Source organism: Nitrospirota bacterium (assembly GCA_020846775.1).
Lineage (GTDB): Bacteria > Nitrospirota > 9FT-COMBO-42-15 > HDB-SIOI813 > HDB-SIOI813 > RBG-16-43-11.
Window position 1 is genome coordinate 1 of record JADLDG010000098.1, and the last position, 24,255, is coordinate 24,255.

At 46.3% G+C, this 24,255-nt stretch carries 21 protein-coding genes and 1 tRNA gene; 1 reads left to right on the forward strand and 21 read right to left on the reverse strand.

Annotated features, from left to right (window positions below; genetic code table 11):
- Positions 1-52 precede the first annotated feature (52 nt).
- A tRNA-Gly gene (locus tag IT392_11740) sits at positions 53-127 on the forward strand.
- Positions 128-240: 113 nt separating this feature from the next.
- Here the strand turns inward: IT392_11740 and IT392_11745 are convergent.
- The 21 genes from IT392_11745 to pal all read right to left on the reverse strand — a co-directional run bounded on the left by IT392_11745 (position 241) and on the right by pal (position 24,155).
- On the reverse strand, positions 241-423 hold the full coding sequence (locus IT392_11745) for a hypothetical protein (protein ID MCC6545146.1): 183 nt from the start codon (positions 421-423) through the stop codon (positions 241-243).
- 206 nt (positions 424-629) lie between these two features.
- Positions 630-809 carry a CBS domain-containing protein gene (locus IT392_11750; GenBank protein ID MCC6545147.1) on the reverse strand — a complete coding sequence of 60 codons (180 nt, stop codon included), beginning with the start codon at positions 807-809 and terminating at the stop codon, positions 630-632.
- Between the two features lie 243 nt (positions 810-1,052).
- Positions 1,053-2,258, reverse strand: coding sequence for a glucose-1-phosphate adenylyltransferase (gene glgC, locus IT392_11755; GenBank protein MCC6545148.1), 1,206 nt, complete (start codon positions 2,256-2,258; stop codon positions 1,053-1,055).
- A 44-nt stretch (positions 2,259-2,302) separates the two neighbouring features.
- Positions 2,303-5,263, reverse strand: coding sequence for a malto-oligosyltrehalose synthase (locus tag IT392_11760; protein MCC6545149.1), 2,961 nt, complete (start codon positions 5,261-5,263; stop codon positions 2,303-2,305).
- Between the two features lie 46 nt (positions 5,264-5,309).
- Positions 5,310-7,160 carry a malto-oligosyltrehalose trehalohydrolase gene (gene treZ / locus IT392_11765; protein ID MCC6545150.1) on the reverse strand — a complete coding sequence of 617 codons (1,851 nt, stop codon included), beginning with the start codon at positions 7,158-7,160 and terminating at the stop codon, positions 5,310-5,312.
- 4 nt (positions 7,161-7,164) lie between these two features.
- A complete protein-coding gene (locus IT392_11770) occupies positions 7,165-8,208 on the reverse strand; it encodes an ABC transporter ATP-binding protein (GenBank protein ID MCC6545151.1) in 1,044 nt (347 codons plus the stop codon).
- 41 nt (positions 8,209-8,249) lie between these two features.
- Positions 8,250-9,065, reverse strand: coding sequence for a carbohydrate ABC transporter permease (locus tag IT392_11775; protein ID MCC6545152.1), 816 nt, complete (start codon positions 9,063-9,065; stop codon positions 8,250-8,252).
- On the reverse strand, positions 9,058-9,921 hold the full coding sequence (locus IT392_11780) for a sugar ABC transporter permease (GenBank protein MCC6545153.1): 864 nt from the start codon (positions 9,919-9,921) through the stop codon (positions 9,058-9,060). Before IT392_11780 ends, IT392_11775 begins: the two co-directional genes overlap by 8 nt.
- Positions 9,918-11,198 carry an ABC transporter substrate-binding protein gene (locus IT392_11785; protein MCC6545154.1) on the reverse strand — a complete coding sequence of 427 codons (1,281 nt, stop codon included), beginning with the start codon at positions 11,196-11,198 and terminating at the stop codon, positions 9,918-9,920. Before IT392_11785 ends, IT392_11780 begins: the two co-directional genes overlap by 4 nt.
- Positions 11,195-12,406, reverse strand: a complete 1,212-nt coding sequence (locus IT392_11790) for a glycosyltransferase (GenBank protein ID MCC6545155.1) — start codon at positions 12,404-12,406, stop codon at positions 11,195-11,197. The genes IT392_11785 and IT392_11790 overlap by 4 nt, the downstream gene beginning before the upstream one ends.
- Positions 12,406-13,080 carry a hypothetical protein gene (locus IT392_11795; protein MCC6545156.1) on the reverse strand — a complete coding sequence of 225 codons (675 nt, stop codon included), beginning with the start codon at positions 13,078-13,080 and terminating at the stop codon, positions 12,406-12,408. Before IT392_11795 ends, IT392_11790 begins: the two co-directional genes overlap by 1 nt.
- Entirely contained in the window at positions 13,065-14,111 is a 1,047-nt protein-coding gene (locus IT392_11800; GenBank protein ID MCC6545157.1) for a mechanosensitive ion channel family protein, read from the reverse strand. The genes IT392_11795 and IT392_11800 overlap by 16 nt, the downstream gene beginning before the upstream one ends.
- 18 nt (positions 14,112-14,129) lie before the next feature.
- The gene (locus IT392_11805) at positions 14,130-15,326 is read right to left on the reverse strand and encodes a cation:proton antiporter (protein ID MCC6545158.1); all 1,197 of its coding nucleotides are present in this window, start codon (positions 15,324-15,326) and stop codon (positions 14,130-14,132) included.
- 9 nt (positions 15,327-15,335) lie between these two features.
- The gene (locus IT392_11810) at positions 15,336-16,691 is read right to left on the reverse strand and encodes a chloride channel protein (protein MCC6545159.1); all 1,356 of its coding nucleotides are present in this window, start codon (positions 16,689-16,691) and stop codon (positions 15,336-15,338) included.
- Between the two features lie 64 nt (positions 16,692-16,755).
- The gene (locus IT392_11815) at positions 16,756-18,138 is read right to left on the reverse strand and encodes a cation:proton antiporter (GenBank protein ID MCC6545160.1); all 1,383 of its coding nucleotides are present in this window, start codon (positions 18,136-18,138) and stop codon (positions 16,756-16,758) included.
- The gene (locus IT392_11820; GenBank protein ID MCC6545161.1) at positions 18,135-19,343 is read right to left on the reverse strand and encodes a glycosyl transferase; all 1,209 of its coding nucleotides are present in this window, start codon (positions 19,341-19,343) and stop codon (positions 18,135-18,137) included. The genes IT392_11815 and IT392_11820 overlap by 4 nt, the downstream gene beginning before the upstream one ends.
- Before the next feature lie 10 nt (positions 19,344-19,353).
- Positions 19,354-20,073 carry a hypothetical protein gene (locus IT392_11825; protein ID MCC6545162.1) on the reverse strand — a complete coding sequence of 240 codons (720 nt, stop codon included), beginning with the start codon at positions 20,071-20,073 and terminating at the stop codon, positions 19,354-19,356.
- A gap of 12 nt (positions 20,074-20,085) precedes the next feature.
- Positions 20,086-21,294: a glycosyltransferase gene (locus IT392_11830; GenBank protein MCC6545163.1), complete on the reverse strand. Its 1,209-nt coding sequence runs from the start codon at positions 21,292-21,294 to the stop codon at positions 20,086-20,088.
- 3 nt (positions 21,295-21,297) lie between these two features.
- Positions 21,298-22,647 (reverse strand): glycerate kinase, encoded by a 1,350-nt coding sequence (locus IT392_11835; GenBank protein ID MCC6545164.1) that lies wholly within the window; start codon positions 22,645-22,647, stop codon positions 21,298-21,300.
- Complete coding sequence (locus IT392_11840; GenBank protein MCC6545165.1) at positions 22,637-23,458, reverse strand: HAD-IIB family hydrolase; 822 nt, start codon at positions 23,456-23,458, stop codon at positions 22,637-22,639. Before IT392_11840 ends, IT392_11835 begins: the two co-directional genes overlap by 11 nt.
- A gap of 121 nt (positions 23,459-23,579) precedes the next feature.
- Positions 23,580-24,155: a peptidoglycan-associated lipoprotein Pal gene (pal, locus tag IT392_11845; protein MCC6545166.1), complete on the reverse strand. Its 576-nt coding sequence runs from the start codon at positions 24,153-24,155 to the stop codon at positions 23,580-23,582.
- Positions 24,156-24,255: the final 100 nt, after the last annotated feature.

Genomic DNA, 24,255 nt, shown 5'->3' on the forward strand with positions numbered 1-24,255 from the left:
CTGATTGACACCACTATGCAGCCTGTGATATTTTATGCTTGTCCCTGTTAAAGCGGGTGTAGCTCAGTGGTAGAGTCCCAGCTTCCCAAGCTGGTTGTCGCGGGTTCAAATCCCGTCGCCCGCTCCACTATTTCCTAATAAAATCAATACGTTACGTTTCCAAAAGTGTGTCCCCAGGCTGTCCCCAGAACTACCTGCAGAGCTACTTTCCAGACAAATTTCCCAATAGATTTTAACGATTCATTTCTCAACCCATTTCCCATCAGAAAAGTTAAAAAACCTCGGGGCACGCACAACCCTTGCACTGACGAGCCTGCGGTTTTCCTCCTGCTGCCCATATGAACCAGCAGATCGTGGCGCTGTAATTACTTCAATTACGGCTACCAGTAGCGGTTGTTTTTTGTTTGAATCGAATTTGGGCAATGCAGCATTAATCTCTCCCCTGGTGACGACCTCAGCAAGCCTGAGCGTTGTTGATCCATATGTTCACAGAGGCCCATGATAACCTGCCAGGCAGGAGGCTGTCGTTGCGCAACCAGGAGGGCATAGCTTGCCCCCACACGGGTACTGATATAAACATCTTGAGATACTATTATTGCCCGGTCATCTCCCTCCAACGATTCTATCCCTCATGATTTTTCTTTTACTGATAGCCTGACAAAAGCGTGTAAAATGTCAGTGGTCGTAATAATCCCAATGAGCTTTCCCTCACTCACAACAGGCAACCCGCTGATCTTTCTTTTTGCCATGATGGAAGCAGCTTCATGAGCCTCGGCATCAGGAGAGGTGATGATGACACCACGTCTCATTACGGTTCTAACCTTCCTGGGTCTGATCGTTAAAATGATCCCTCCCTTTTTATCCTTATCAAATATTGGGTTATCCCCACACGGATTGTGTAACCAAAGAAGTTGCAGGACCTTGATGAGCGAGACACGTAGAAACCTGGGGAATATAATATGACTAAGATTAGCAGAACCGGGAAAGCAAATCAATTAAGAGTTTATTTAATCACGGCAAAGTAAATAACGGGACTGAACAGTTGATAACAGCTATCTGCCTCCCCTCGGTATAATTGCTATTCCAGATGGATCCATATTGCAACGGTGACTGTCTTTGTCTGAATCAAATCCAATATGTTCCCCTTCTTCGATCACGTTTAATTTATCCACGATCACCCTTCTAAGACGACTGCCTCTCTTGATAACTGTGTGATCCATAATGATACAGTCTTCAATACAAACATCATCTTCAATGATAACCCCACTGCGGATAACGGAATTCTCGATCCGGGCACGATGAATCACAGTCCCTTCAGCTATGATGCTGTTTTTTATGGTACCATCAACTATCTTTGCCGCAGGATTTTCAAAACCCGATGGGTGAATGGGCCATAGCCTGTTCTCAAGCCTGAAAAGCGGATTTTCCCCCAGCATGTCCATATTGGCCTCAAAATAAGCGGCGACCGTTCCCACATCCCGCCAGTATCCTTCCTCTTCGCAGGGCATAACCCCAGGAATTCTATTCGTAGCAAAGTCATAGGCATAGACCTTATTAGTATCAATCAGGGAAGGTATAATGTGTGCACCAAAATCATGTTGCTTTTTCTTTCCAGCCTCTTTTAACACGTCCAGGAGCATTTGGCAGTTAAATATGTAGTTTCCCATGGATACATAGGCATGCTCAGGATCTTCCGGCATTGATACAGGCCTTTTCGGTTTCTCCTGAAAGCCCGTGATCTGCCTCTCCTTATCCGCAACAATAACACCAAAGGACGATGCCTGATTGACCAATACAGGTCTTGCCGCAACGGTAACAGAGGCATCGCAACTTAGATGAAAATCTATCATCTGACGTATATCCATTCTGTATATATGATCAGATCCGAAGACCAGAACCAGCTCCGGATTATAATCGTAGATAAGATTGACATTCTGAAAAACAGCGTCTGCTGTTCCCTGGAACCACTCGGGTCCCATCTGCATCTGGGGAGGAACCACCGTGACAAAATGATCTTTGATCACAGAGGATAAAACCCAGTTCTGTCTCACATGTTCGATAAGAGACTGGGACTTATACTGGACCAACAGATAAATAGAGTGTATCTGAGAATTAAGCAGGTTGCTGAGAGCGAAGTCTACAATCCTGTATCTGCCGCCAAAAGGCACAGAAGGCTTGGAACGAAAAGCTGTTAACGGGGAAAGTCTCTTACCCTCTCCGCCGGCAAGGACTATAGCGAGTGTTTTGGGATGAGCCATTTAAGCCTCCTTTCAATAATCAACAATCAGTCATATCCGGCATATTATATCAGATTTTCATCACACGTTCTTTCACTCTCCAGCAGGGCTACAGGAAAATTTAAAAATACCTCTGAGAGACAGAGGACATTAACTTCATTGTATTTAGAAACTGTTACCACCTCACCGGTGAATATGTTCCTGTACCGCTCTCCAGTCCCGGCATCCCGGATCCTTACGGAAGAGTCACCCCAGATATTTCTTCCAAGAGGAAGATCCTCAGGTTGAGGGATAAGTCTTGTAAAAAACCTCGGGACAATGATGATTGATTTGTCATTTCCCAGTATGCGTGAAAAGGCAGCAATATGGTTCGCCTTATCACCCGCAGCCTCAAGGGGCTCATAGTCGCCCCTCTCAAAAAGGTCCCTCTTTTCTCTGCGGAAGTTTAATGCCTTATATGAAAGATAGAGTTTTATTTTTCCATCCCCTCTATTCAGGGTCAGATCCCTGGCTAGCTCTGACGGCGAAATCTCCGATTCCTTTTTTTTCAGTTCTTCAAGCATCCCCATCCTTATTTCATAATCAACAGGTCTCCTGTTATCGGGATCAACAAGACTGAAGTCCCAGATCTCTGTCCCCTGATAAAAGTCCGGGACACCCGGCGAAGCGATCTTCAAAAGCATCTGGGAGAGGGAGTTATAGAGACCGTAATGAGAGACCCTCTTCTGGAAAGATTCAAAGTCCTTCAGGAACCGGTTATCGGCTGTCCTGCTGAATACTGCATCAATAAAGAATATCAGGGCCTCCTCATAAGCCCTGTTGGGGCTGATCCAGCTCGTGTTGACCTTGGCCTCCCTCACGGCCTTCAACATATAATCCCGAAACCGCTTCTTGAAATCCTCATGGGCAGATTCTCTATCCGGGTCGAGCGGATAAGCCCCGATGAGGGTCTGATAGAGGAGGTACTCGTCATTTGGATCTGGCACGGGCTGCCCTTCCAGTGTAATCTTCTTTTTCCTGTTCCAGCGTCTCCAACGGACAAGACAGTCCTTCCATTCCTTCGGGATTTCGGAGAGGACATTGATCCGCGCCCTCACATCCTCACCCCGCTTGGTGTCATGGGTGGATGTCGCGATAAGGGCGTGGGGCCAGAACTTGAGTCTCTCCATGTTCTGACCATGGAAGGTCTCCACCGGAGTTCCGAACCTGTCCGGGCTTCCTCCCACTTCGTTCAGGGAGACAAAACGGTTATAGACATAAAAGGCCGTGTCCTCAACTCCCTTGGCCATAATGGGCCCGGTTAGCTGCTGGAACCGCATTACAAAATCTATCCATTCCTGTCTATCCACTTCTATAAAATCTGCCGGATAATCGAGTAATAGAACGGCCTTCAGGAAATTAAAGACAGATTCACTAATGGCCGGATTCTTCCGCTTTGCCCTGGAAACGGCCTGATCAATGTATCGGCGGTCCCTCTCATTGACCCCTGACGGGGTGATATAGGTCCTGTATACGGGAAAGAAGGCAGTGACCTCGATGATGGCGATCGTGAGACTGTTCAGGGTGAAATCCTTCGTATGCCTGTTCTTCTCGGAAATCCTGTCCAGGTAGTGGCCCAGCATGTTGACTTCACTGGACATGGCCACCTTCATGATCAATTTCTTCTTCTCATAGATAATCTCCTGGAGATTCAATCTCATATTTGTAAATCTTTCATAGATTTCATCAAATGCCTTTGCATTTGTAATGTCAACGAAGATCCCGTTGAGAGTGTTGAGAAAGACATAGCCGGTGGTGCTGAAGATCGGCCAGTCGTCCGGCATCCTCTCCCCCCGGATCAGGATCTTTTCCCCCACGATGTAGAAGGGCTTATACTGGCCGTCCCTGGACAGTATCTCTTCATACCGCTTTATAATTTCCTTTTCATTATCAGGAGAGACATCCGGTCCGGCATGGAGATGCAGAAAACAGTTAAGCTGAAGGAGATGAAAGTACTCGACTGGGTTGTAAAGTCCGTCAGGATGATCTACCCTCAGACCGGTCACCTTACCTTCCCGGATCAGGCTGAACAGCAGACGGTGGGTCTCCTCGAATATCCCGGGGCTCTCCACCCGTATCGCACCGAGCTCATTGATGTCAAAGAACCTCCTGTAGTTGATCTCCTCAGTGGCCACACGCCAGAAGGAGAGGCGGTATGTCTGCCTGGACAAAAGATTGTCGAGAAGGTCAAAGGAGCGAGGGTTCCCTTTCGTCCCATTAAAGAACTTCACATTGTCATCTATAAAAGACCGGATTTCGGGACTCGCATTGTAGAGGTTCCACAAGCGTTTTTTTATAATCTCCTTCTCCCGGTAACGTTCTTCAATCTTTTCCCGGTTCGTTTCCGTATAAGGGGGGAGATAGTTCAGGGCGGTAATAATACTCAGTAGCTCTTGAAGATGTGGATCTTCAGGCGAAAGGAGCCTCTCCAGGTCATCAATCCGGTGTTGCAGTATGTCTGTATAGGTCTTTGGAATGATAGGGAACCTGTGATCATAGTAGGTAATGAAAAAGGTTCCCCGATCGAAAGTGATCTGTAATTCCTGGTTTTCCAGGACGATCCCGTACTGATCTCCCAGTATGGGAATGAGTATCTTGTCCTTGAGCTCTTTTTTCACCGGTTCCCAGTCAATATCAAAGAAATCGGCATAGATTGAGCTGGGGCCGTTTTCAAGGACATCCATCCACCATACATTCTCGCGGCTTGCAACACACATATGGTTCGGAACGATGTCGAGGAGCTGCCCCATTCCATATCTCCGGAGCACCTGAATCATCTTGCCATATTCCCCCTCTGTCCCTATCTCAGGATTCAGCGTATTATGGTCAACGATATCGTAGCCGTGGAGGCTCCCCTCCTTTGCCTTGAAATAAGGAGAGGCGTAGATGTCCCCAATGCCGAGGTTGTGGAGATAGGAGATGATTGCCCTGGCATCAGAGAACCTGAAACGGGAATTGAACTGCAATCTGTATGTGGAAACAGGTATTCTTGCTTTTAAAAAGCGATTGGACAATATAACTGCCTCCCGTTCCTCAGGACATCCTGTAGAGGACAAAACTATGAGGGTGTAAACTTACAGATGTTTTTGTGGAAAAAGATTCTGTCTTGTGTCCCGATGCACTAACCGGTCCATCCCATTCCTCTGATGAAGAATCTATTATCTTATCCCATATTCCTCGAGGGAGTGTCAACCCGATTTTTTCCTCTTTATCGCCGAAGTTATAAAGACAGAAAACATGTTCCCTTTCAAACCATCTCCTCACATATAATACTTTTTCCCCTTCAAAGGATTTTATATCCATATTTCCCTTGATGAGATTTGAAAGGGAGGGGATTTCCCTTCGAAGACGGATCAATTCCCTGTAAAACTTGAAGAGGATATGATGTATTCCATGCTGGTGGAGGCTAAGATTTATCTTTGATCTTAAAAAGGTACCTTCGGCCTGAGGGTCTGGAATTTCTCCTTCCCACTCAAAAGAGGCGAACTCCTCTTTTCTACCTTTTCTGACTGCATTGATTAACGATTCGTCAGAATGGCTCACAAAATACTGAAATGGTGCCGTCTCTCCGTACTCCTCCCCCATGAATAAAAGAGGAATATAAGGGGAAAGGATAACAACTCCTGCTGCAAGTTTGAGTTTTTCGAAGGATTGCGTCTGACTCAACCTGTCTCCGGTCATCCTGTTCCCGACCTGATCGTGGTTCTGAGAAAAGACAATGAATTGATGCGCAGGTCTATCCGTTGAAAAGCTGCCATGCCTCCGTTTTCTGAACTTCGAATATTGACCTGAGTAGACAAAACCCTCACGGAATGCCTTTTCCAGATGCGATATCTTACCGAAATCCTCATAATATCCAGTCCTTTCGCCAGACAGCAGTGAATGGAGTGCATGATGGAAGTCGTCATTCCATTGGGCATCGAGACCATACCCGCCAATTTCCAAGGGATTGATCACCCTCACATCATTCAGGTCACTCTCCGGGATCACGTATATCTTTCTACCCAGTACCTCAGCCTGTTTGTGTAGCGCTTCCCCGATGTCCTCTAAAAAATGTCTCGCACTAAAATCAAATATGCCATGAATAGCATCAATCCTGAGGGCATCAATATGATACTCCGCTATCCAGTAGAGGGCGTTGTCTATAAAGAATTTTCGAACCTCATCACTGTATGGCCCGTCAAAATTAATGGCCTCCCCCCAGGGGGTCCTGTATTTATCCGTAAAGTAATATCCATAATCATGAAGATAATTCCCCTCAGGACCAAGATGGTTGTAAACTACATCGAGAATAATAGCCAGACCTTTTCTATGGCATTCATTGACCAGGCCCTTCAGTCCATCGGGCCCGCCATAAGAATTATGTGTGGCAAAGAGATAGACGCCATCATAGCCCCAGTTTCTACCGCCGGGAAATTGCGCCACCGGCATGAGTTCTATCGCGGTTATCCCAAGATCCTTTAGATAATCAAGATGAGAAATAACCGATTCAAAGGTCCCCTCTTCTGTAAAAGTACCCACATGCAGCTCATAGACGACATAATCCATAAGAGAAATCCCTTGCCAATTGTCATCTTTCCATTGAAACTCAGCAGGGTCTATGACCTGTGAAGGACCGTGTACACCGCGAGGTTGAAGTCTCGATGCAGGGTCAGGACGTTCCCTCTGATTATTAAGGAGATAAAAGTAGAGGTCGCCATGAGATGTATCATCGGCCATCACGGAAAAGTAGCCCCGATCTTCCCTTTCCATAGGAAGATCTCTTGTCCCTCTTTCAGAGATGAGTCGAACCGAGAGATTCTGTAATCCGGGTGCCCAGACCCTGAAGCAAACCTTCCCCTGCTCAAGTACCGTTGCACCGATATCTAATTGCCACTGATGCATCTGATCAAATTGCCCTTTTAGAGTCTGCATCGAACAGGAGGATCTTCTCCAGCGGTAAATTTATATAAGCCCTGCTGCCTGGTTTCAGGCCCGCATCCACTTCTGATTTTCCTTTGACTTTAACATTATTCCAACTCACATCAATCCAGTTAAATGAACCTGCAGGCTCTATCAGTACGACTGGAACTTCAATTGAATCATCTGATTTTACAGGGGAAATCAATACATCTTCCGGTCTTATTCCAATTATCAATCCTTCTCTATTCTCCCTGGACAATGGGGGGAGCAAATCTTTCTGCCTGTATTCCCATGCTGAAGAAGGGATAAAATTCATGGGGGGACTCCCGATGAAACCGGCGACAAATGTATTGGAAGGCTTCAGATAGACCTCGGGAGGTGTGCCGCACTGCTGGACCTCTCCTTTATGGACTACAGCTATCCTCTCCGAGAGACTCAATGCCTCTGCCTGGTCATGGGTTACATAGATGGTGGTTATCTTTAACTCCTGATGGAGCCTCTTTAACTCCGCTCTCATCTCAACCCTGAGTCTCGCATCGAGGTTTGACAGGGGTTCGTCCATAAGAAACACCTTCGGCCTCCGGATAATGGCCCTTCCGAGCGCTACTCTCTGTCTCTGCCCCCCCGAAAGCTCTCCCGGTTTTCGATACAGCATCTCTTCAAGCCCCAGAAGGAGCGCGATTCTTTTCACTTCCTCCGCAATCGTTGTGCTCATGACCTTCTTCATCTGGAGAGGGAAAGCCATGTTTTCATAGACCGTCATGTGAGGATAAAGGGCATAACTCTGGAAGACCATCGCCACATCCCGCTCTTTTGGTGAGAGATCGTTGACCACCTGATTATCAAAATAGAGTCTCCCTTCCGTCACCATCTCAAGCCCTGCGAGCATGTTCAGGATCGTGGATTTCCCGCACCCGCTCGGACCGACAAAGGTGAAGAACTCTCCGTCCTTAATAGTCAGATCAAGCCCTTCGATCACCGGACTGTCTTTGAATTGTTTTTTTACGCCTTCAAATCTAATCTCAGCCATATATGGTCATTCACACTTATGGTATATTTCTGATCTGCATCTTAACCCTTCACAGCCCCTGCGGTCAATCCTTCAATGATCCTCCTGTGGAATAGAAAGACAAGTAATATTAAAGGGATGGTCACCACGATCGAGGCGGCAGCTATATCCCCCCAGGGGATTTCATGAAGCCCGGGAAACATGGCGATCCCTACTGGTATCGTCCTTGACACCTGTGTGGATGTGAATGTCAGGGCAAAGAGAAACTCATTCCATGAGAATATGAACACCAGGATTGCAGTTGAATAGAATCCCGGCGCCGACAGGGGGAGCATGATCTTGTAGAACGCCTGAAAAGTGGTGCATCCGTCAACCCTTGCGGCGAGGTAGATCTCATTGGGTATCTCTCTGAAGAAATTGGTCAGAATCCATATTGTAAGGGGGAGCGAGAAGGTGGTATAGGTCATGATGAGGGCCCACCATGTGTCCCTCAATCCGAGGGCGCGGATGATAATATAAAGCGGGCTGACCGTTGCAATGGGAGGAAACATGGATACCGACAGGACAAAGCCGAGGATCAGTGTCTTATACCGTATCCTGAGCTTTGCCAGTCCGAATGCGGCCAGTGAACCTATGATGAGCGAAAGGACCGTGGTAGAGGATGAGACCACGGCACTATTCAAAATGATCCTGAAGAAGGGATGTCCCTCAAAGATAGACATGTAGTGCATTACTGCAGGATGTTCAGGGAAGATTGGAGGAATCGTTGTCAATTCCACATCCGGCTTGAGGCTGGTTATAAGCTGCCATAAAAAGGGGCCGGAACAATAGAGAACAAGAGATATGAGAAGGATATAAAAACCGGTTTTTTTAATCATGAAGAGTCCTCTTAATCCCCCTGCTCAACAATCTGATATAAAAGATACTGATACCCCCTGTGCATAGAAAGACAACCACTGAAAGGGTCGAACCATAACCGAACTGAAGGGTTTGAAACAGGACTTTGTAGGCATAGATGGATAGTGTCTCTGTGGTATTTGCAGGCCCTCCACCCGTGAGCACATAAATCGCATCGAAGACCCTGAAGGCATCAAGTGTCCTGAAGATCAGGACTACGAGGATAACGGGTTTGAGGAGCGGCAAAGTGATCCGCCTGAAGATCGCCAGGCCTCCGGCCCCATCTACCCGCGCCGCCTGACAGATATCCTTTGGAATCACTTGTAAACCCGCCATCAGGAGGATGGCTACGAAGGGTGTCGTCTTCCAGACATCCATGAAAACCGCTGCATTCAACGCCCAGAAGGGGCTTCCGAGCCAGTTTATCTTTGAACCAATAAGATAGTTCAGGATGCCGAAATCGGTATTGTATATCCATTCCCACATCCTCGCAGATACAACGGTGGGGATGGCCCATGGGATGAGGACGACAGCCCTTATCCATCCCCTGAACCTGAATGGTCTGTTTAAAAGCACTGCGACACATAGACCGAACAAAAGCTCCAGTGAAACCGAGAGGGATGTGAAATAAACCGTATTTTTCAGGGCATTCCAGAACCGGTCATCACTGAAAAGAAACAGGTAATTATCAAGTCCGATAAATCGTGAAATATCAAAGATAAGGAGCCTCCTGTAGAGGCTCAGATAAAGGACATAAGAGACCGGGTAGATCGTGACAAAGGTCAAGAGGACCAATGCCGGTATCACATAGCGGTTTCCACTTTCCCTCTCTGTCATTGCTCCACCTGTAGGATAAATTCGATCTGCCGGTGTGCAGAAGATAGAGCCTCCTCCGATGTCTTTATCCCGGAAAGGGCGGCGCTGAATTCAGGCTGCATGACCTGGCTGATCATCATGTAGTAGGGGGACACCGGCCTTGGCCGCGCCTTCATGAAGATATCATAAAGATTTACGATAAAGGGTTGTTCCCTCACGAGGTACGGGTCATGATACAGGGATTTCCTTGTCGGCTTGTATCCTATTGTCAGGGCGAGTTGCTTCTGTATCTCCGGGGATGTCAGAAAGGCGATCAATTTCTCTGCGGCCTCCGGATTTCTGGTGTACCTGTTTATCCCGAGTTGCCATCCACCGAGGGTAGATGCAGAATCTTTCCCTGGAAAGGCCGGCAGCGCTGAGACGCCGACCTTTCCTCTAACAGGGGATCCTTCCCTCTCAAAGATATTCCAGGCATAGGGCCAGTTCCTCATGAAGACCGCCCTGCCAGTGCCGAATATATGCCTTGTCGGCTCTTCTATGGCGGTTGCCACCAGGGGGGGCGTTACTTCGTATTCTACAATCAAGTCCCGCATAAACTTTAGAGCCTCAACATTTTCAGGGGTGTTGATAACGGACCTTCCGTCTTCCAATATGTCACCACCGTTGCCCCAGATATACTCAAGGACATTGCAGACCAGCCCTTCATACTGTTTCCCCTGCCAGATAAAGCCATACACACCCCTTTCCCTTTCCGAGATATGTTGGGCAATCCTGATTAGCTCCTGCCAGGTCTCAGGCGGTCTGAACCCATGTTTTTCGAGGAGATCTTTCCGGTAGTATAAAAGGCCCGCATCGATATACCAGGGGATTGCATAGATTTTATCCCTGTAAGTCACTGCCTGCATGGGGCCCTGGAAAAAGTCTTTCCCCTCCCCAGCCTGGAGTAGATGGCTCAGATCTCTTAACCAGCCTGCCCTGGCGAATTCAGGCACCCAGATGACATCCATGCTGAAGACATCGAAATCAGAGCTTCTACCCTCAAGATTGATGACATAGAATTGATGCTGTTCGTCTGTAGATGCAGGGAGGGTCTCATCTTTCACCTTTATCCCGGGATTTTCTGATTCAAAGCGCTCTATGATCTGCCTGAACTGCTGAGGGTCGCCGGCAATTTTGCCATGCTTGAAAACAATGACCGCCGGCCTCTCTTTATCTTTTTCCGGTCGGGTACAGGCGCCGGAAAAGAATAGCGACAGGAGTAGAACCGGTATGAGAACTCTGTGTACAGCTGATATCAAAGTTCGAGAATACCCCTCCCTTTATTTTCCAGGGAGTACCAGACAGCGAGATAATCCCTTATTTGTTTCGTTATGAGAAAATTAGTCCTCACATATTCCCTGCCCCTTTCCCCCATTCCCCTGGCCAATTCCGGATTGTTAAGGACCTGCCTGATCCGGAATGCAGCCCCTTCTATCGAATGGACGAGGAAACCCGTAACCCCATGGATGATCTGAAGGGGAATTCCACCCACGGCCCCTCCGATAACGGGTTTCCCCTTCCACATTGCCTCCGATACAGTCAGGCCAAACCCCTCTTTCAGGGACTTTTGAAGTACCACTGTGGCTGCTCGCTGGAGGGCATTGATATCCCTGTCACTGAAGGGAGGAAGAAGAAGGATATAAATATCAGGGTCACCAGCCGCAAACTCCTTCACTTCATTTAAGACCATCTCCCCCTCGGGGTCATCTGTTGCGGGACTCCCTGCTATGATGAGGATGGAGTCGTTATATTTCCGGACCATCCTGAATGCGTTGATCAAGCCGACGGGATCCTTGAAGCGGTCAAACCGTGAGACCTGGAGTATTGCCGGCCTGTCTGCCGGTAAATTGAACCTTGCCAGGACACCACTGACTTCCTGATCTGTCAATTCCCTGTTTTTTTCACTCAGGGGATCGATAGAGGGAGGGATGATAAATTCATCAGTGCCGAGGGCCCTCGCAAATCTTGCTACGGAAAATATCGCCGAATCATACTTTCTGCAATATTTTGTAAGATAATCACAGACATCTTTCTGGGGGTTCGACAGATCAATGTGGCATCTCCATATCCATTTGCCATTTTTCCTGAACTCAACGAGAGGGAAAGGCTGGGGGTCATGGATGAACAGGGCATCCGCCTGGAGACCGAGCCTTTCCGCATACCTCCTGTTGGTCTCAAAATGATACCCCCACATCTCAGGGGTGATCTTCTCAGGATTTCCCTGAAGGGCGTTGTGGATCTTTTTTGTGATATCGAAAAATTTTGAATCCCCTTCGATGACCTCCCACCTTGCATCAATTCCGATTCCCTTGAGGAAGGGAATCATCCTGTTTAATATCTCAGCCACCCCGCCTCCCGAACGGGTTGAGTTGATGTGCAGAAAGGACCTGCCAGCCAGCTTTTCGCTAAGTTTCCGTAATAACAATAGATCTCCTTTAGGGGCTATTCCTGCATATTGATTGATCATCACTCACCCCCCCGGAATTCCATCTCATCTCTTAATTCTTCTTCAATCACTTTTATGATACGTTCCCGAATTCCTTCTAAACTATAAATGAAAAGGTCAATCGCCCTGATCCTTTCCGCCAGTTCGCGTTTCCTCAGGGCCTCTTCCACCCATCGCGAAAAGTCGTCTGTCCCGTCGCCGAGACGGACACGCGCCTCATAGAAGTGATAGTATATGGAACTGGAATCAATATATTTCAGTGCTATAAGAAACTCTGCGAGATTCCTGGCCCTTACCCCGGCAGAGAATATAAACGTGACAGCCTCATTAAAATAAAACTCATTCCCGGATATGGCCTCTCTGGGCTCTGGAAAGACACTAACATAGCCGTTTATAACCCGGAGTAGTTCCAACCTTAAATCATCAATCTCTCCGAATTCATAGGAATCTACATTGGACAGATGTTCCGCAAGCGCTCTCTCTTCCAGGCTTTCTCCCGCCCATTGGGCAAAGTCATTGGTATATTCCAGTATGTGACCCTTTAAAAAATATTGACAGGTATGATGAAATAGAGAATCATCACTAATCTTAGCAATCATATCCCTCAGTTCAAGCAGATTTCTTGCCTTCATTCCTGTAGATTTGATAATGCCCGTACACTGCCTGAACTCAAAGGGTTTTATTCCTTCTCCCATCTTTTTTCCTCCCTCAGATAGACCGTTCTGTGAGGGAACGGTATCTCGATACCTTCCTCATTAAACCTCTTGAATATTCTCTTTCTCAGCTCATGCTGAACGAGGTACTGATCCACAAACTCCTTCACCTGACAGATAAGGGTGAAGTCGAGCGAGCTTTCCCCGAAGCCAGGGATAAAGCGAACAAAAGGCGGTGGATCCCCGAGGAGACCCGGTATTTTCCCGATTGCATTTTGTGCCTCTTCGACAAGAATTTTCTCCACTTTTTCCGGATCAGCAGAGTAACTGACGCCGATAGGAATCAGGAGGGACATCCTCTTTTCAGGGAGATAATAGTTGGTCACGATACTCTGGGCAAGCTTGTTATTCGGGATGATGACCATGTTGTTCGGCAGCATCTTTATCCGTGTCGTCCTCCATGTGATATCTTCGACATATCCCTCCTGTCCAGTCTCAAGCCTTACAAAGTCTCCAACCCGTATCGATTTTTCCACAAGTATATGGATCCCGGCGAATAAGTTAGAAAGGGTATCCTGCAGTGCAAGAGCAACAGCAAGACCTCCGACACCAAGTGCGGTAATAATGGGCGTTATGGAGATGCCGACGACACTGAGGGCTATCAGGAGCCCCAGGACAAGTATTGTCCCCTTGAGAATCCCATATGCAAGCCCTGTCGTCGGGATGGGGAGATTGATCCTTTGAACATAATTCGTAAATATCTTCCCGGAGAGATTGGCGGATGCAACGGCGATCGAGAGGATGACAATGACATGGATCGTCTTGCTGATATAAAACGTATACTTGTCCGGAAGATCGGACATCGCCACACCGATATACAACCCGATGGCAATACACCAGTAGATGGAGGATGTCTTGACGGACCGGATAATGATGTCATCAATATCTGTATCTGTACCGGATGCCCATCTGTGGAGAACCTTGAAGGCAATCCCTCTCACGATAAACAGGATGACCGTCGAGATAACAAAGACGACAAGTGGGAATAAGATGTGTCCGAATCTGGATATCATCATTACCCTTCCTTTCTATTATGATATTTGCAATCTCTTTTCTACCAGGAATACACCCAGAGTCATGATGATATTCGTAAGAACAATGACAGCAAAGGTATAGTCGATAAAGTTTTCACTTCCCCGGATGTTCGCTGCAGCAGGAAGTGTGGCAAGTACGGCCGATGCAAGACCTCGGGGCAACATGGACATCATCACAAACCGGTCAGCTCTTTTCGAATGGTAGACAAGAACAGTCAGACCTACGCCGAAGTATCTTATAATAAGAATAATCAAAAGGAGGGAAAAACTCAAGGTTATAAAATTGAAGTCTATAAAATTGAAAGATATCATCATACCCATGTATACAAAGAAAAAGGTTCTGATAAAAAAGGTTACTTCACCATGAAGGAATTTGATGGCTTCATCCACCAGGACACAGGTTCTCAATTTCAGGAATTTAGCAAAATCACTACAATTCCCCAGGATAAGACCGAATATGAGGATTGAAATAGGGCCGCTTCCTCCCAGAAAATTCACCGTTGCAAATATGATCAACATTGCGGCAAGAGTAGTCATATAGGAGTATTTGCGGCCTCTGAAGAAATCGAGGATCTTCAACCAGAGTAGGCCTGCCAATATCCCCAGCACAATTGCTATGGAAAATGAACTGGCCACAGCACGGAAGGGGGTTTCTATTCCCACCGTTTCGAGCTTTACAAATTCGATCAGAGAAACCGTAAATATCACGGCAAAGACGTCGCTCAATGCCGATTCAACCGAGAGGATTGTCTTTATTTCCGCTCCCATTGACATCGGAGCAATCACGGGTATGACGATGGCAGCGCTCGTACACCCCAGGATGGTGCCGAGGAGCAGGCTCCTCATGATACCCCATCCCTCCACGTAATACAAAAAGCCCGCGATGGACAGAGTGGACAGGGAAAAAGAGATAAGAACCAGAAGGGATGCTGTGCCAAATTCCTTCATCAGTTTGTCCATGTCCATGTCCATCCCGCCTTCGAATAGGATGATCATCAATGCCAGAGAGCCAAAATACTCGGCAAAGTGGGTCAGGCTTTTCGGTTCAACCAGATTGAATAAAGGGCCAAGAATCACCCCTATTCCCAGAAGAACAAGGACATCGGGGACTTTTGTCCTCTCAAAAGAAAGACCGCCGAAGAAACCGATCAGGATTATTACGCCTGCAATTAAAAACACAAAGGATAATTCCATTCGAATTGTTTACTCCTCTTTTTTATCTTTCTTTATCTTCCTGGCAATCCTTAAACCTGCCGATGTGAGGCTCTTCCTCCTATGTTTATACTCCGGTTTTATCCCCTCGATCTCTTTCCCTATTTCGACTTCGAGAGATGAGGATTTCTTAACAGCAAGGATCTGTGAGGGGTATACACTTCTATGGCCGGTCATCAGGAAGCTGATCACGCAGGCCACGGCTGCATAAGGTGCTATCCTTGCCCCAAACAACTCCACCGCCATAATGCTTGCGGCAATCGGTGTATTGGCGGCACCTGCAAGAAGGCTCACCAGACCGATGGCTGAAAAGGTGGCGATATCCTCTCCCAGCATCCTTGCGAACAGACTCCCGGAGGCGGCACCAATAAAGAACGTGGGAGTAACGATCCCTCCACTTCCGCAGAAGTTCAGCGTAATACTGGTGAAGACCATCTTCAGGATAAAGTCAAACCAGTCGGCTTTTCCACCTTGTAAAAAATACTCGATTGAATTAAGCCCGAGACCAAGATATCGCCTTGAAAATATCAAGGCTAAACCTATAAGAAGAAAACCTCCAATAAGTCCCTTCAGCGGAGACCATATCTTGATCACTCTGGAAATTTTTTCACCTATCTTCAATACCTCAATAAGTAAGAATGAACAGATGCCAAAGAATATCCCTCCCAGTACTACCTTTAGAAAGAAGGATTCACTGAAGATATAGACAAATTCAATGGGATGATAAAAGTAGGTTATCCCCATAGCTGATGAGACCTGATAGCTTATAAGCCCTGAAATAAAAGACGGCAGAAGGACATCATATAAAATACCGCCTACAAAGAGAACCTCGACACCAAATATGGCCCCTGCTATGGGGGTACCGAAGACAGAGGCGAATCCCGCACTGATCCCACATATGACCAGTTTTTTGCGGTCACTCTCTTCAAATCTAAAGAGATTCGCAAAAATCGACGAGAGCCCGGCCCCAATCTGGGCACAGGGTCCTTCTTTCCCTGCAGAGCCGCCAGAGACAAGGGTGATGACCGTAGTAATAAGCTTCACTGGGACAACCAGCGCCTTTATATTTCCGGATTGCTTATGGACAGCCTCGATCACCTTCTCTGTCCCATGCCCCCCTGCTTCGGGCGCCAGATATTTTGTCAGGATAGAACTCAAAAATAACGCCGCAGGAAGAGTGAGAAAGTATAGGTGATACTGATTTGTATAAGTTATACTCCCATTCAATATCTTCAGGAATACCGCAGTTGATAAACCTACAATTACTCCTATAATTGTTGCTAAGACCACCCATTTTAGAATACTGATGAAGAGTACTGTCGGTTCTTTTATGTTCTTTAGCATCACAGTTTTATAATGTATAACATGTCAAATAAGAATATCAATAACAAGAATAAAATATAGTTGTAAATCAGTCTTTTAATAAAGCAGACAGCACCGGCGGTGTCACGAGGGTTGTGAGCATTATAACCACCACGATTGCTGAAAATATATTATCATCCATTACACCAAGTGACTTACCCATATTGGCAAAGATAAGGCCGACTTCTCCACGGGGTATCATACCGACTCCTACAACCCATTTATTGATCCCTTTTCCACACACGAAGCCGGCAACTATCTTGCCGATTACTGCTATGACAAATATACCGAGCGACAGGAGGACTATCTTAAAATCCATGAATGCCTCCAACTTTACCTGCATCCCTGTAATGACAAAGAATATCGGAACCAGGAAATGACCCAGGTGGTCCACAAAATCTTCTGTATGTTTCTCGGAATGAGATTCTGTTATCCCCTTGATCTTTGCAATAAAGGCGCCACGGGTTTCACTCTCATGTACAGCTTCCTCAATCTCATCAACTATCCCTGGTCTTTCGAATTCCCTGAAATGTACAGGCTTTAATATCAGTCCGCCGGCGAAAGCGCCTACTATAGGCGCCAATCCGACTAAAGATGCAAGGTACGCAAAGACAAGCCCGAAAGAAATAACGAGGGCGAACTTCATTCCTATCCCTGTATGTATCCTTGAGAAGAACTTACCAAGGAATGGGGCAAGCGGCATACCTATAAGGACTGCTCCTACAAGGAAGATTATTGCCTTCGCCAGTATGATGCCCATCTCAGCCATGCTGACACTTCCCTTAAAAACTATCGCAGAGACAACGGCAAGGATTACAAGTCCCATAATATCATCTATGACTGCTGCGCCTATAATGACCCTTGATTCGGCTGTCTGCGATTTCCCTATGTCCTTAAGCACCCTTGCAGTGATGCCTACAGATGTAGCTGTCAGTATTGAACCCAGGAAAAGATATGTATTAGCAGAATGTCCAGGCATTAAGATCGGACCGGCAACGTATGTCCCTAATACAAAGGGTACTACGACTCCTACAGTGGCAACCAGGAAAGACTGGACACCAACTTTGGCCATGCTTTCAACACTGCTCTCCATGCCTATGTAAAACAGTAGTATAACCACACCGAGTTCTGCGAGGAAATGCATGATCTCATTAGAGACCATCGGCGCAAAGAAGTAAATGCCAAGGAGGGGCAGGTTGCCAAGACAGATTCCCATTAATATTTCACCCAGGACCGCAGGCTGCCCGACACGCTCTACAAGGGCAGAGACCTTGGCAAGTATCAGGACGATGGCGACCCAGAGGAATATTATGGTTATGTTGGAGCCGTGTTCACCGCCACCCTGCGTAGTCTCCGTGGCAAATGAGATCGCCGGAATCACTAAAGATGTAATTAATGTCAGAACTACTAATGATAACTTATTGTAAATCATCTATTGTCCTCGTCCACGGCCTTTTTCAGCATATCAAGTATGCTGGGTATGGCAGAGGTGACCCTGTTCCAGTTTGGGATCAGCGGGGCAGTCATCGGGTTTTCTGAATATGCCTCGGATGCAAGCCTTATGGCATTTGCAAATGCCTCAACAGCGCCCGCCTCTTCATGTCTGTCAAATTTGAGGCCGTTAATTGCAGCATCCGCTTCGTACTTCACCATAGTATCCTCGGCAAGCCTTACGTACGCCACCTGAAGCGATTTAAAAAAACTGTCAGAAAGGACAACCCCCTCAGCAGCAAGGAATCTGAAAAGGGATTTGCAAATGTCCACAGACATCCTCATCAATCCTTTTCGGGCATCATCAGGGGAAAGCTGTTGATGCTTATGCTCATAATTATCAGCTATGTCAACCTGGCAAACCCGGCGTGGTGAATAATTTCTGAAGACCTCGGAAAGTACACCGACCTCAAGCCCCCAGTCCCATGGTATCCTGTTAGTCCTTGCCATATCAGTTATCATTGCAAATTCCCCTGCAAGCGGATACCTGAAGCTATCCATGAACAGGAGAAAGGGATTTGGTCCCACAAGTTTTTGCAAGGCCCTGATGATCGGGGTCATTAACAGCCTGGTCACCCTTCCGTGCATTTTGTCGGTTATTCTGCTATAGAAGCCTTTGCAAAACACTACATCTATATTGGGATTTGCAACGGGATAGCACAACCTGGCAAGCATTCCCCTGTTATATGTAACTATATCGCAGTCATGCAGCGCTATGACTTCAGATTGTGCGTTAGCGATAACGTATCCATAGGCGATCCACGCAGAACGCCCCTTGCCATCTTCCCCGGCCCAGACATTATTTCTCTCCAGCGTTGCATAAATCTCCTTAATCCTTTTACCCTCGTTATGAACAATCTTTACTTCACAGGGGAGCTGCGACATGAACTCTCTGACATCCCTGAATTCATTATCATGCGCCCTGCCAAGGGTGAGAATGACCTCACGGATATATTTGACCTTTTTTAATTCTGCAATTATTCCTTTAATTGCCTCACCCTGAAACTCTGTAACAAGAGCAGGAAGAACCAACGCTATCGGCCTTTGCCTGGAGTATTCCATGAGTTCAGACTCAATCCTTTCCAGTCCAGGACTTCCAAGCCTGTGTAATGTAATTATCAAATCTGTTTGATAGAAGTCTGCCATTTTTCACCTCCTATAAATATTCAGCATCTCTTTCTTTCTCATTATTCTTCCTCTCTTTAGGCTCCGGCTTCCCTTCGCCGCCGTTAATGATTCTTTTCGCTGCATCTATTCCACCTATGCCGAATGCTATTGCAAGGGCGAGGATGATGCCGCCAAATACAATCGAGAAGGCAGCTATCACTATTCCCGGCGCTATCCGGAGTTGTTCAAGCGCCATAGCAAGTATAAGAACAATAAGCAAAAGCCTTACAGCCTCGGCAAGTATCTTTGCATAGTGATAACCGCTGTTTACTGCAGTAATCAATACCGCCCTGCTGATAAATCCTGCAAATATATATCCTGCAATAAGGATAACAATAGCGGAGAATGCACGGGGAATATAGAATAAGAATTGTTCTATCAGGTTATCAATGGTCTGCAGCCGAAGGGCGCTTAATCCTATTATGAAGGAGAATATAATAAGAAACCAAAAAATTATACTCCCGAAAACATCTGACGGTCTTGACCATACATCACCCTTTCTTATAATGGCGGTCAAACCCACCCGGTCACACCAACTATCGAAGTTTATAATCCTGAAGAACCGCAGAATCAATAGTTTAATCAACCATGAGAATAAGAAACCGGCAATAAAAATAATCAGCATTGCAAGCAGATTCGGCACAAATTCAAAGAACGCCATTCCAACATCCCTGAGCGGCTGTAATAATAAGTCCATAAAGTTTTCCATGACACCACCTCCTCATTTCCAGTTAGTTACAAGGTAGTCTTTGTTATTTTCAAACTCCAGACACAATGTTTCTATGCAGGCCTCCGCGCCTTCCTGTTCCATGTTTTCCACTTCAAACACAAATGATGCCGTCTTCCCGAGATATAAAGGTACAAGAGACCTGATAAGGTGTTCCGGAGACATCACCTTTTTATGATAAGCAACAATAAAGTCATATATAACCCTTGTCCATAATCCGTCCGGGAAACGAAATTCCCCGACGGAAAGGTTTCCAAGACTTTCTAACTCACCAAGATCTCCCGGTCCCATTACATCCTTCCAGATACCCCGCAGATCGTTTAACCCTGCTTTGAATATGTTCAGCATCTTCTCTGCATTTACCTTTACGGATTCAAGCCCCACGTGGTATCTGAAACCAAAGGTCGGGACATCAGATGAGCCCTTTTCATCCTTCCATTTATCATGGTGTTTCTCCATCAGATTAAACAGGGTAGCCACTACCTGCAACAGCATATCAGCCAGGTCTGAACCGGGATCTTTAGGGTCGTGAATTTTTGCTCCCAGAAAGGTCTGACAGACCTTGAAATCATTGGCAATCGCCTCTGTTGTCATCCATATATCTACACCAAAGCGTGCAACATGGCTTTCCCATACCTCCTGTGACACATAAAACTCCGCCATTTTTCCGGAAAATCCAAACTCCCCTCCTATGGGTTGCCTGACCCTCCTGCCATAGAGCGCCCTTGTTACAGGATAGACAATTGAGTTGGTAATAGTCCCATCATACTTATGCCTGCTGTAGAGCGGGGCTACAAAGTCAAAACCCTTTTGAATAACAGGTGACAGAAGAAGCTCTAACCACTCAGGCGTTATACTGCGTAAATCCGCATCTACAACACAACATGCCTCTGCCTTCATCTCTACAGCCTTACGGAATAAGGCCCTGAAGGCGCTCCCCTTACCCGGAATTCCGCTGTAAGGCATGCTGATCCTGTGAATAGGATACACGGGATGAGAAAGAAACATCGCGGCATGATCATGTACGGCTGATCTCACGATATCCGGTGTCCCATCCTTTGAGCCTCCATCCGAGTTGACGATGATCGCCCGTTTATCCGGAAAATATTTTACAAGTCCTGCATCTACTGCCTTTACAACATGTCCGATAGTCCCGGCATTATTATAACTGGCGATTCCAACAAGGATGTCTGTATTATCCATCTGTCAGTCACCTGCCTCTGCCAGCATGATCTGCATGTCCATGACATTTGTCCATGTCGGACCTGTTATCATGTGATGATGCATCCCTGTAAGAGAATCAAGATTTTTGAAAAAATTATATGAGTCGTTATTTCCGAGATACGTGATAGGGTCAATTCCATATTTGCACGCAAGAGAGAATGTTTCACCATCAACTATCGCCCCTGCCGCATCCGTAGGGCCATCTGTACCATCCGTACCCGCAGAAAGCATGGTTATACCTTTCTCTCCTTCGATTGCCATGGCAAATGCAAGGGCCAACTCCTGGTTTCTGCCTCCAAGCCCTTTCCCCTTGACTGCCACAGTAGTCTCACCGCCTGACAGGAGACAAACCGGTTCGCTTCCGTTCTTCAATGGTTTTTTGGCTTCAATTGCCTTCTCTGCCAAATATCCTGCTACCTGTGAAACATCACCCTGAATATCAGTGGCAATTATTTCAGCCTTATGTCCCAGAGATTCTGCTTTTTCCGCTGCTGCAGCAAGGGCTTGCTTAATACTTCCCACAATTACATTCCTTACATTACCGAATAAAACGCCGTCCTGCATCGGTGTCTCTTCTATCTCTCCCTGCAAACCCTTCCCGATATATCTGAGTACACTATCAGGCACCTTATCTTCAAGTTTATATTTCCCTATTACATCCATGGCATCTCTAAAGGTTGAACTATCCGGAACAGTGGGACCGGAGGCAATAACATCAAGCCTGTCACCGATTACATCAGACAGTACGAGAGTCACTACCGATGCAGGATACGCCATCTCTGCAAGCCGTCCCCCTTTGACCCCTGATATATGCTTCCTGAGAACATTCAATTCATTTATCGTTGCGCCTGCTTTGAGCAGCAGGTCTGTCACATACTTTTTGTCATCCAGAGTAATATCGCCTACAGGTGAAACAAGCAAGGAGGAAGCACCGCCGGAAAGCAGACATATGACAAGCGTCTTCGCATCAGCATTATGCAGCATTTCCATTATACTATTTGTTCCTGCAAGTCCGGAAGCATCAGGCAGCGGATGCGATGCCTCAATCTGTATTATCTTTTTAAGCGGTCTCGTATGTCCATATTTTACTATGATAATCCCGTTATCAATCCGTTCTCCAAATATATCTTCAACGGCCTGAGCCATAGGTGCAGTTGCCTTTCCTGCACCTACAACGACCAGTTTGTTAAAGTCGTTTATTTTATATGCAACCTGCCCATTGATAATTATTTCCTCATTCCGGAGACTTATCGATTTGCGGACAGAGTCGTATGATTCCACTGATTTCAGTGCGGCATCAAAAATGCTTATAAGTTTTTTTCTATTTTTCATTCTCTCTTATCCTTCTTATCAGTTTGATAACTTCCCTGTTCCATCCAACAGGGCCTATACCATCCGCCCTTATAATGTTTTGAAGTTTAATTTTTCCTTCATAACTTCCGTCTTCCTTCTGAACAAGAACCGGATAGTCTACATTCTGCAGAAGCGGGAGGTCATTGAAACTGTCGCCGAGACCTATTGTCACAACACTGCCATAAGCCCTTTTATAATGATCCATGAGAATCTTAACGGCCTTTCCTTTGTCATTATCACCAAGGATGTGATAAAACCTTCCCTGAGTCCAGTGCAGCCCTGCAGACTCTATTGCATCTAAAAACTCTGTCACACGGTCTTCCCCTTTTTCAAAAATGAAAGGTTCGTCAAAGTCTCTTTCCTTTGACAGGCAGGCATCTGACAGTTGCATGCCTGTAAGCAACGCCACCTCTTCCAGGGTCATATCGCCAAATCCCTTTACTCTTATTCCTGTTGTTTCACGGATATCATGGAACACCGCTCTGATAATGCTATATGGCTTGCCAAGAACGGTTACTGTGTATTCATCATCGCTTCTGTTTTTCTCATGCTCAGCAAAATATCCTTCAGGGATAAATATGCCGCCCCCGTTTTCAGAAATAAAAGGATCCGGGTTATTTATACACTTACGATAAACTTCAATCTCTGCCTTGGTCTTGCTGGAACACAGGACTGCCGGAATATCTGCTTCACGAATTTCTTCAAGAGCAGGGACGGCATCCTCAAAGGAGTAGCTTACCGGATGCAGCAGGGTGCCATCCAGGTCTGTAATTATTATTATCTTTGTCACTGCATAAGAACGATGACGGTATAATGTCAGGATATCTTTGCTTGATGAAACTATCTATTATTACTATAGAACAATTATTTTATAAAATCCAGAATAATTCCCAGGCTCTCTGATACAAAAGTTAATCATTCACGGGAACAAAGTGAGCACGTCTGTTTGACTGATAGCATTCCTCTGTGTTCTCAGTACAGAAGGGCCGTTCCTCTCCATATGAAATGGTCCTGAGTCGTTCAGAAGCTACGCCTCTTGCAACAAGATACCGTTTGGTTGATCGGGTCCTGCGTTCACCGAGGGCCAGGTTGTATTCATTAGTCCCCCGTTCGTCCGTATGACCCTCAATGACGACCTCCATCAACGGATGTTCTTTAAGCAATTGAACATTTCTGTCAAGTATTAACTTTGAATCAGGCCTGATAATTTCTTTATCAAAGTCAAAGAAGATGTCCTCAAGTTTCATGACGAGGCTGCCCGAATCAAGCATCCCCTCCGGGATACTGTCTCTTTCTTGAGGAATGGAAGGTTCCTGAACAAATGAAAGCTCCTCCGCAGCTTTGCCTTCTATTTCGGGCGACTCTTTTCCAGGTTCACTGATGACATTGTCTGTCGTTGAAACCTTTTTGGCGCATCCCCATCCTGTCAGAAGGACAAGTGTACAGATGATTACAGCAAATAAATTTAATCCAACCTTTTTAAACATGACTTATCTCCTCCTTTGTGGTTGTAAAATACCCTTTGTGATCTTTAACAGCTTCTTCATCTCAAGGGGTTTCGGGATCACTGCATCAGCCCCCCGTCTC

Coding starts and splice junctions, on each gene's coding strand:
- IT392_11790 (MCC6545155.1), bottom strand. CDS start 12,406: ATGATCAATCAATATGCAGGAATAGCCCCTAAAGGAGATCTATTGTTA.
- IT392_11825 (MCC6545162.1), bottom strand. CDS start 20,073: ATGGAAAACTTTATGGACTTATTATTACAGCCGCTCAGGGATGTTGGA.
- IT392_11775 (MCC6545152.1), bottom strand. CDS start 9,065: ATGATTAAAAAAACCGGTTTTTATATCCTTCTCATATCTCTTGTTCTC.
- IT392_11815 (MCC6545160.1), bottom strand. CDS start 18,138: ATGATTTACAATAAGTTATCATTAGTAGTTCTGACATTAATTACATCT.
- IT392_11805 (MCC6545158.1), bottom strand. CDS start 15,326: ATGGAATTATCCTTTGTGTTTTTAATTGCAGGCGTAATAATCCTGATC.
- IT392_11780 (MCC6545153.1), bottom strand. CDS start 9,921: ATGACAGAGAGGGAAAGTGGAAACCGCTATGTGATACCGGCATTGGTC.
- IT392_11800 (MCC6545157.1), bottom strand. CDS start 14,111: ATGATATCCAGATTCGGACACATCTTATTCCCACTTGTCGTCTTTGTT.
- IT392_11795 (MCC6545156.1), bottom strand. CDS start 13,080: ATGGGAGAAGGAATAAAACCCTTTGAGTTCAGGCAGTGTACGGGCATT.
- IT392_11770 (MCC6545151.1), bottom strand. CDS start 8,208: ATGGCTGAGATTAGATTTGAAGGCGTAAAAAAACAATTCAAAGACAGT.
- treZ (MCC6545150.1), bottom strand. CDS start 7,160: ATGCATCAGTGGCAATTAGATATCGGTGCAACGGTACTTGAGCAGGGG.
- IT392_11750 (MCC6545147.1), bottom strand. CDS start 809: ATGAGACGTGGTGTCATCATCACCTCTCCTGATGCCGAGGCTCATGAA.
- IT392_11835 (MCC6545164.1), bottom strand. CDS start 22,647: ATGAAAAATAGAAAAAAACTTATAAGCATTTTTGATGCCGCACTGAAA.
- glgC (MCC6545148.1), bottom strand. CDS start 2,258: ATGGCTCATCCCAAAACACTCGCTATAGTCCTTGCCGGCGGAGAGGGT.
- IT392_11830 (MCC6545163.1), bottom strand. CDS start 21,294: ATGGATAATACAGACATCCTTGTTGGAATCGCCAGTTATAATAATGCC.
- IT392_11820 (MCC6545161.1), bottom strand. CDS start 19,343: ATGGCAGACTTCTATCAAACAGATTTGATAATTACATTACACAGGCTT.
- pal (MCC6545166.1), bottom strand. CDS start 24,155: ATGTTTAAAAAGGTTGGATTAAATTTATTTGCTGTAATCATCTGTACA.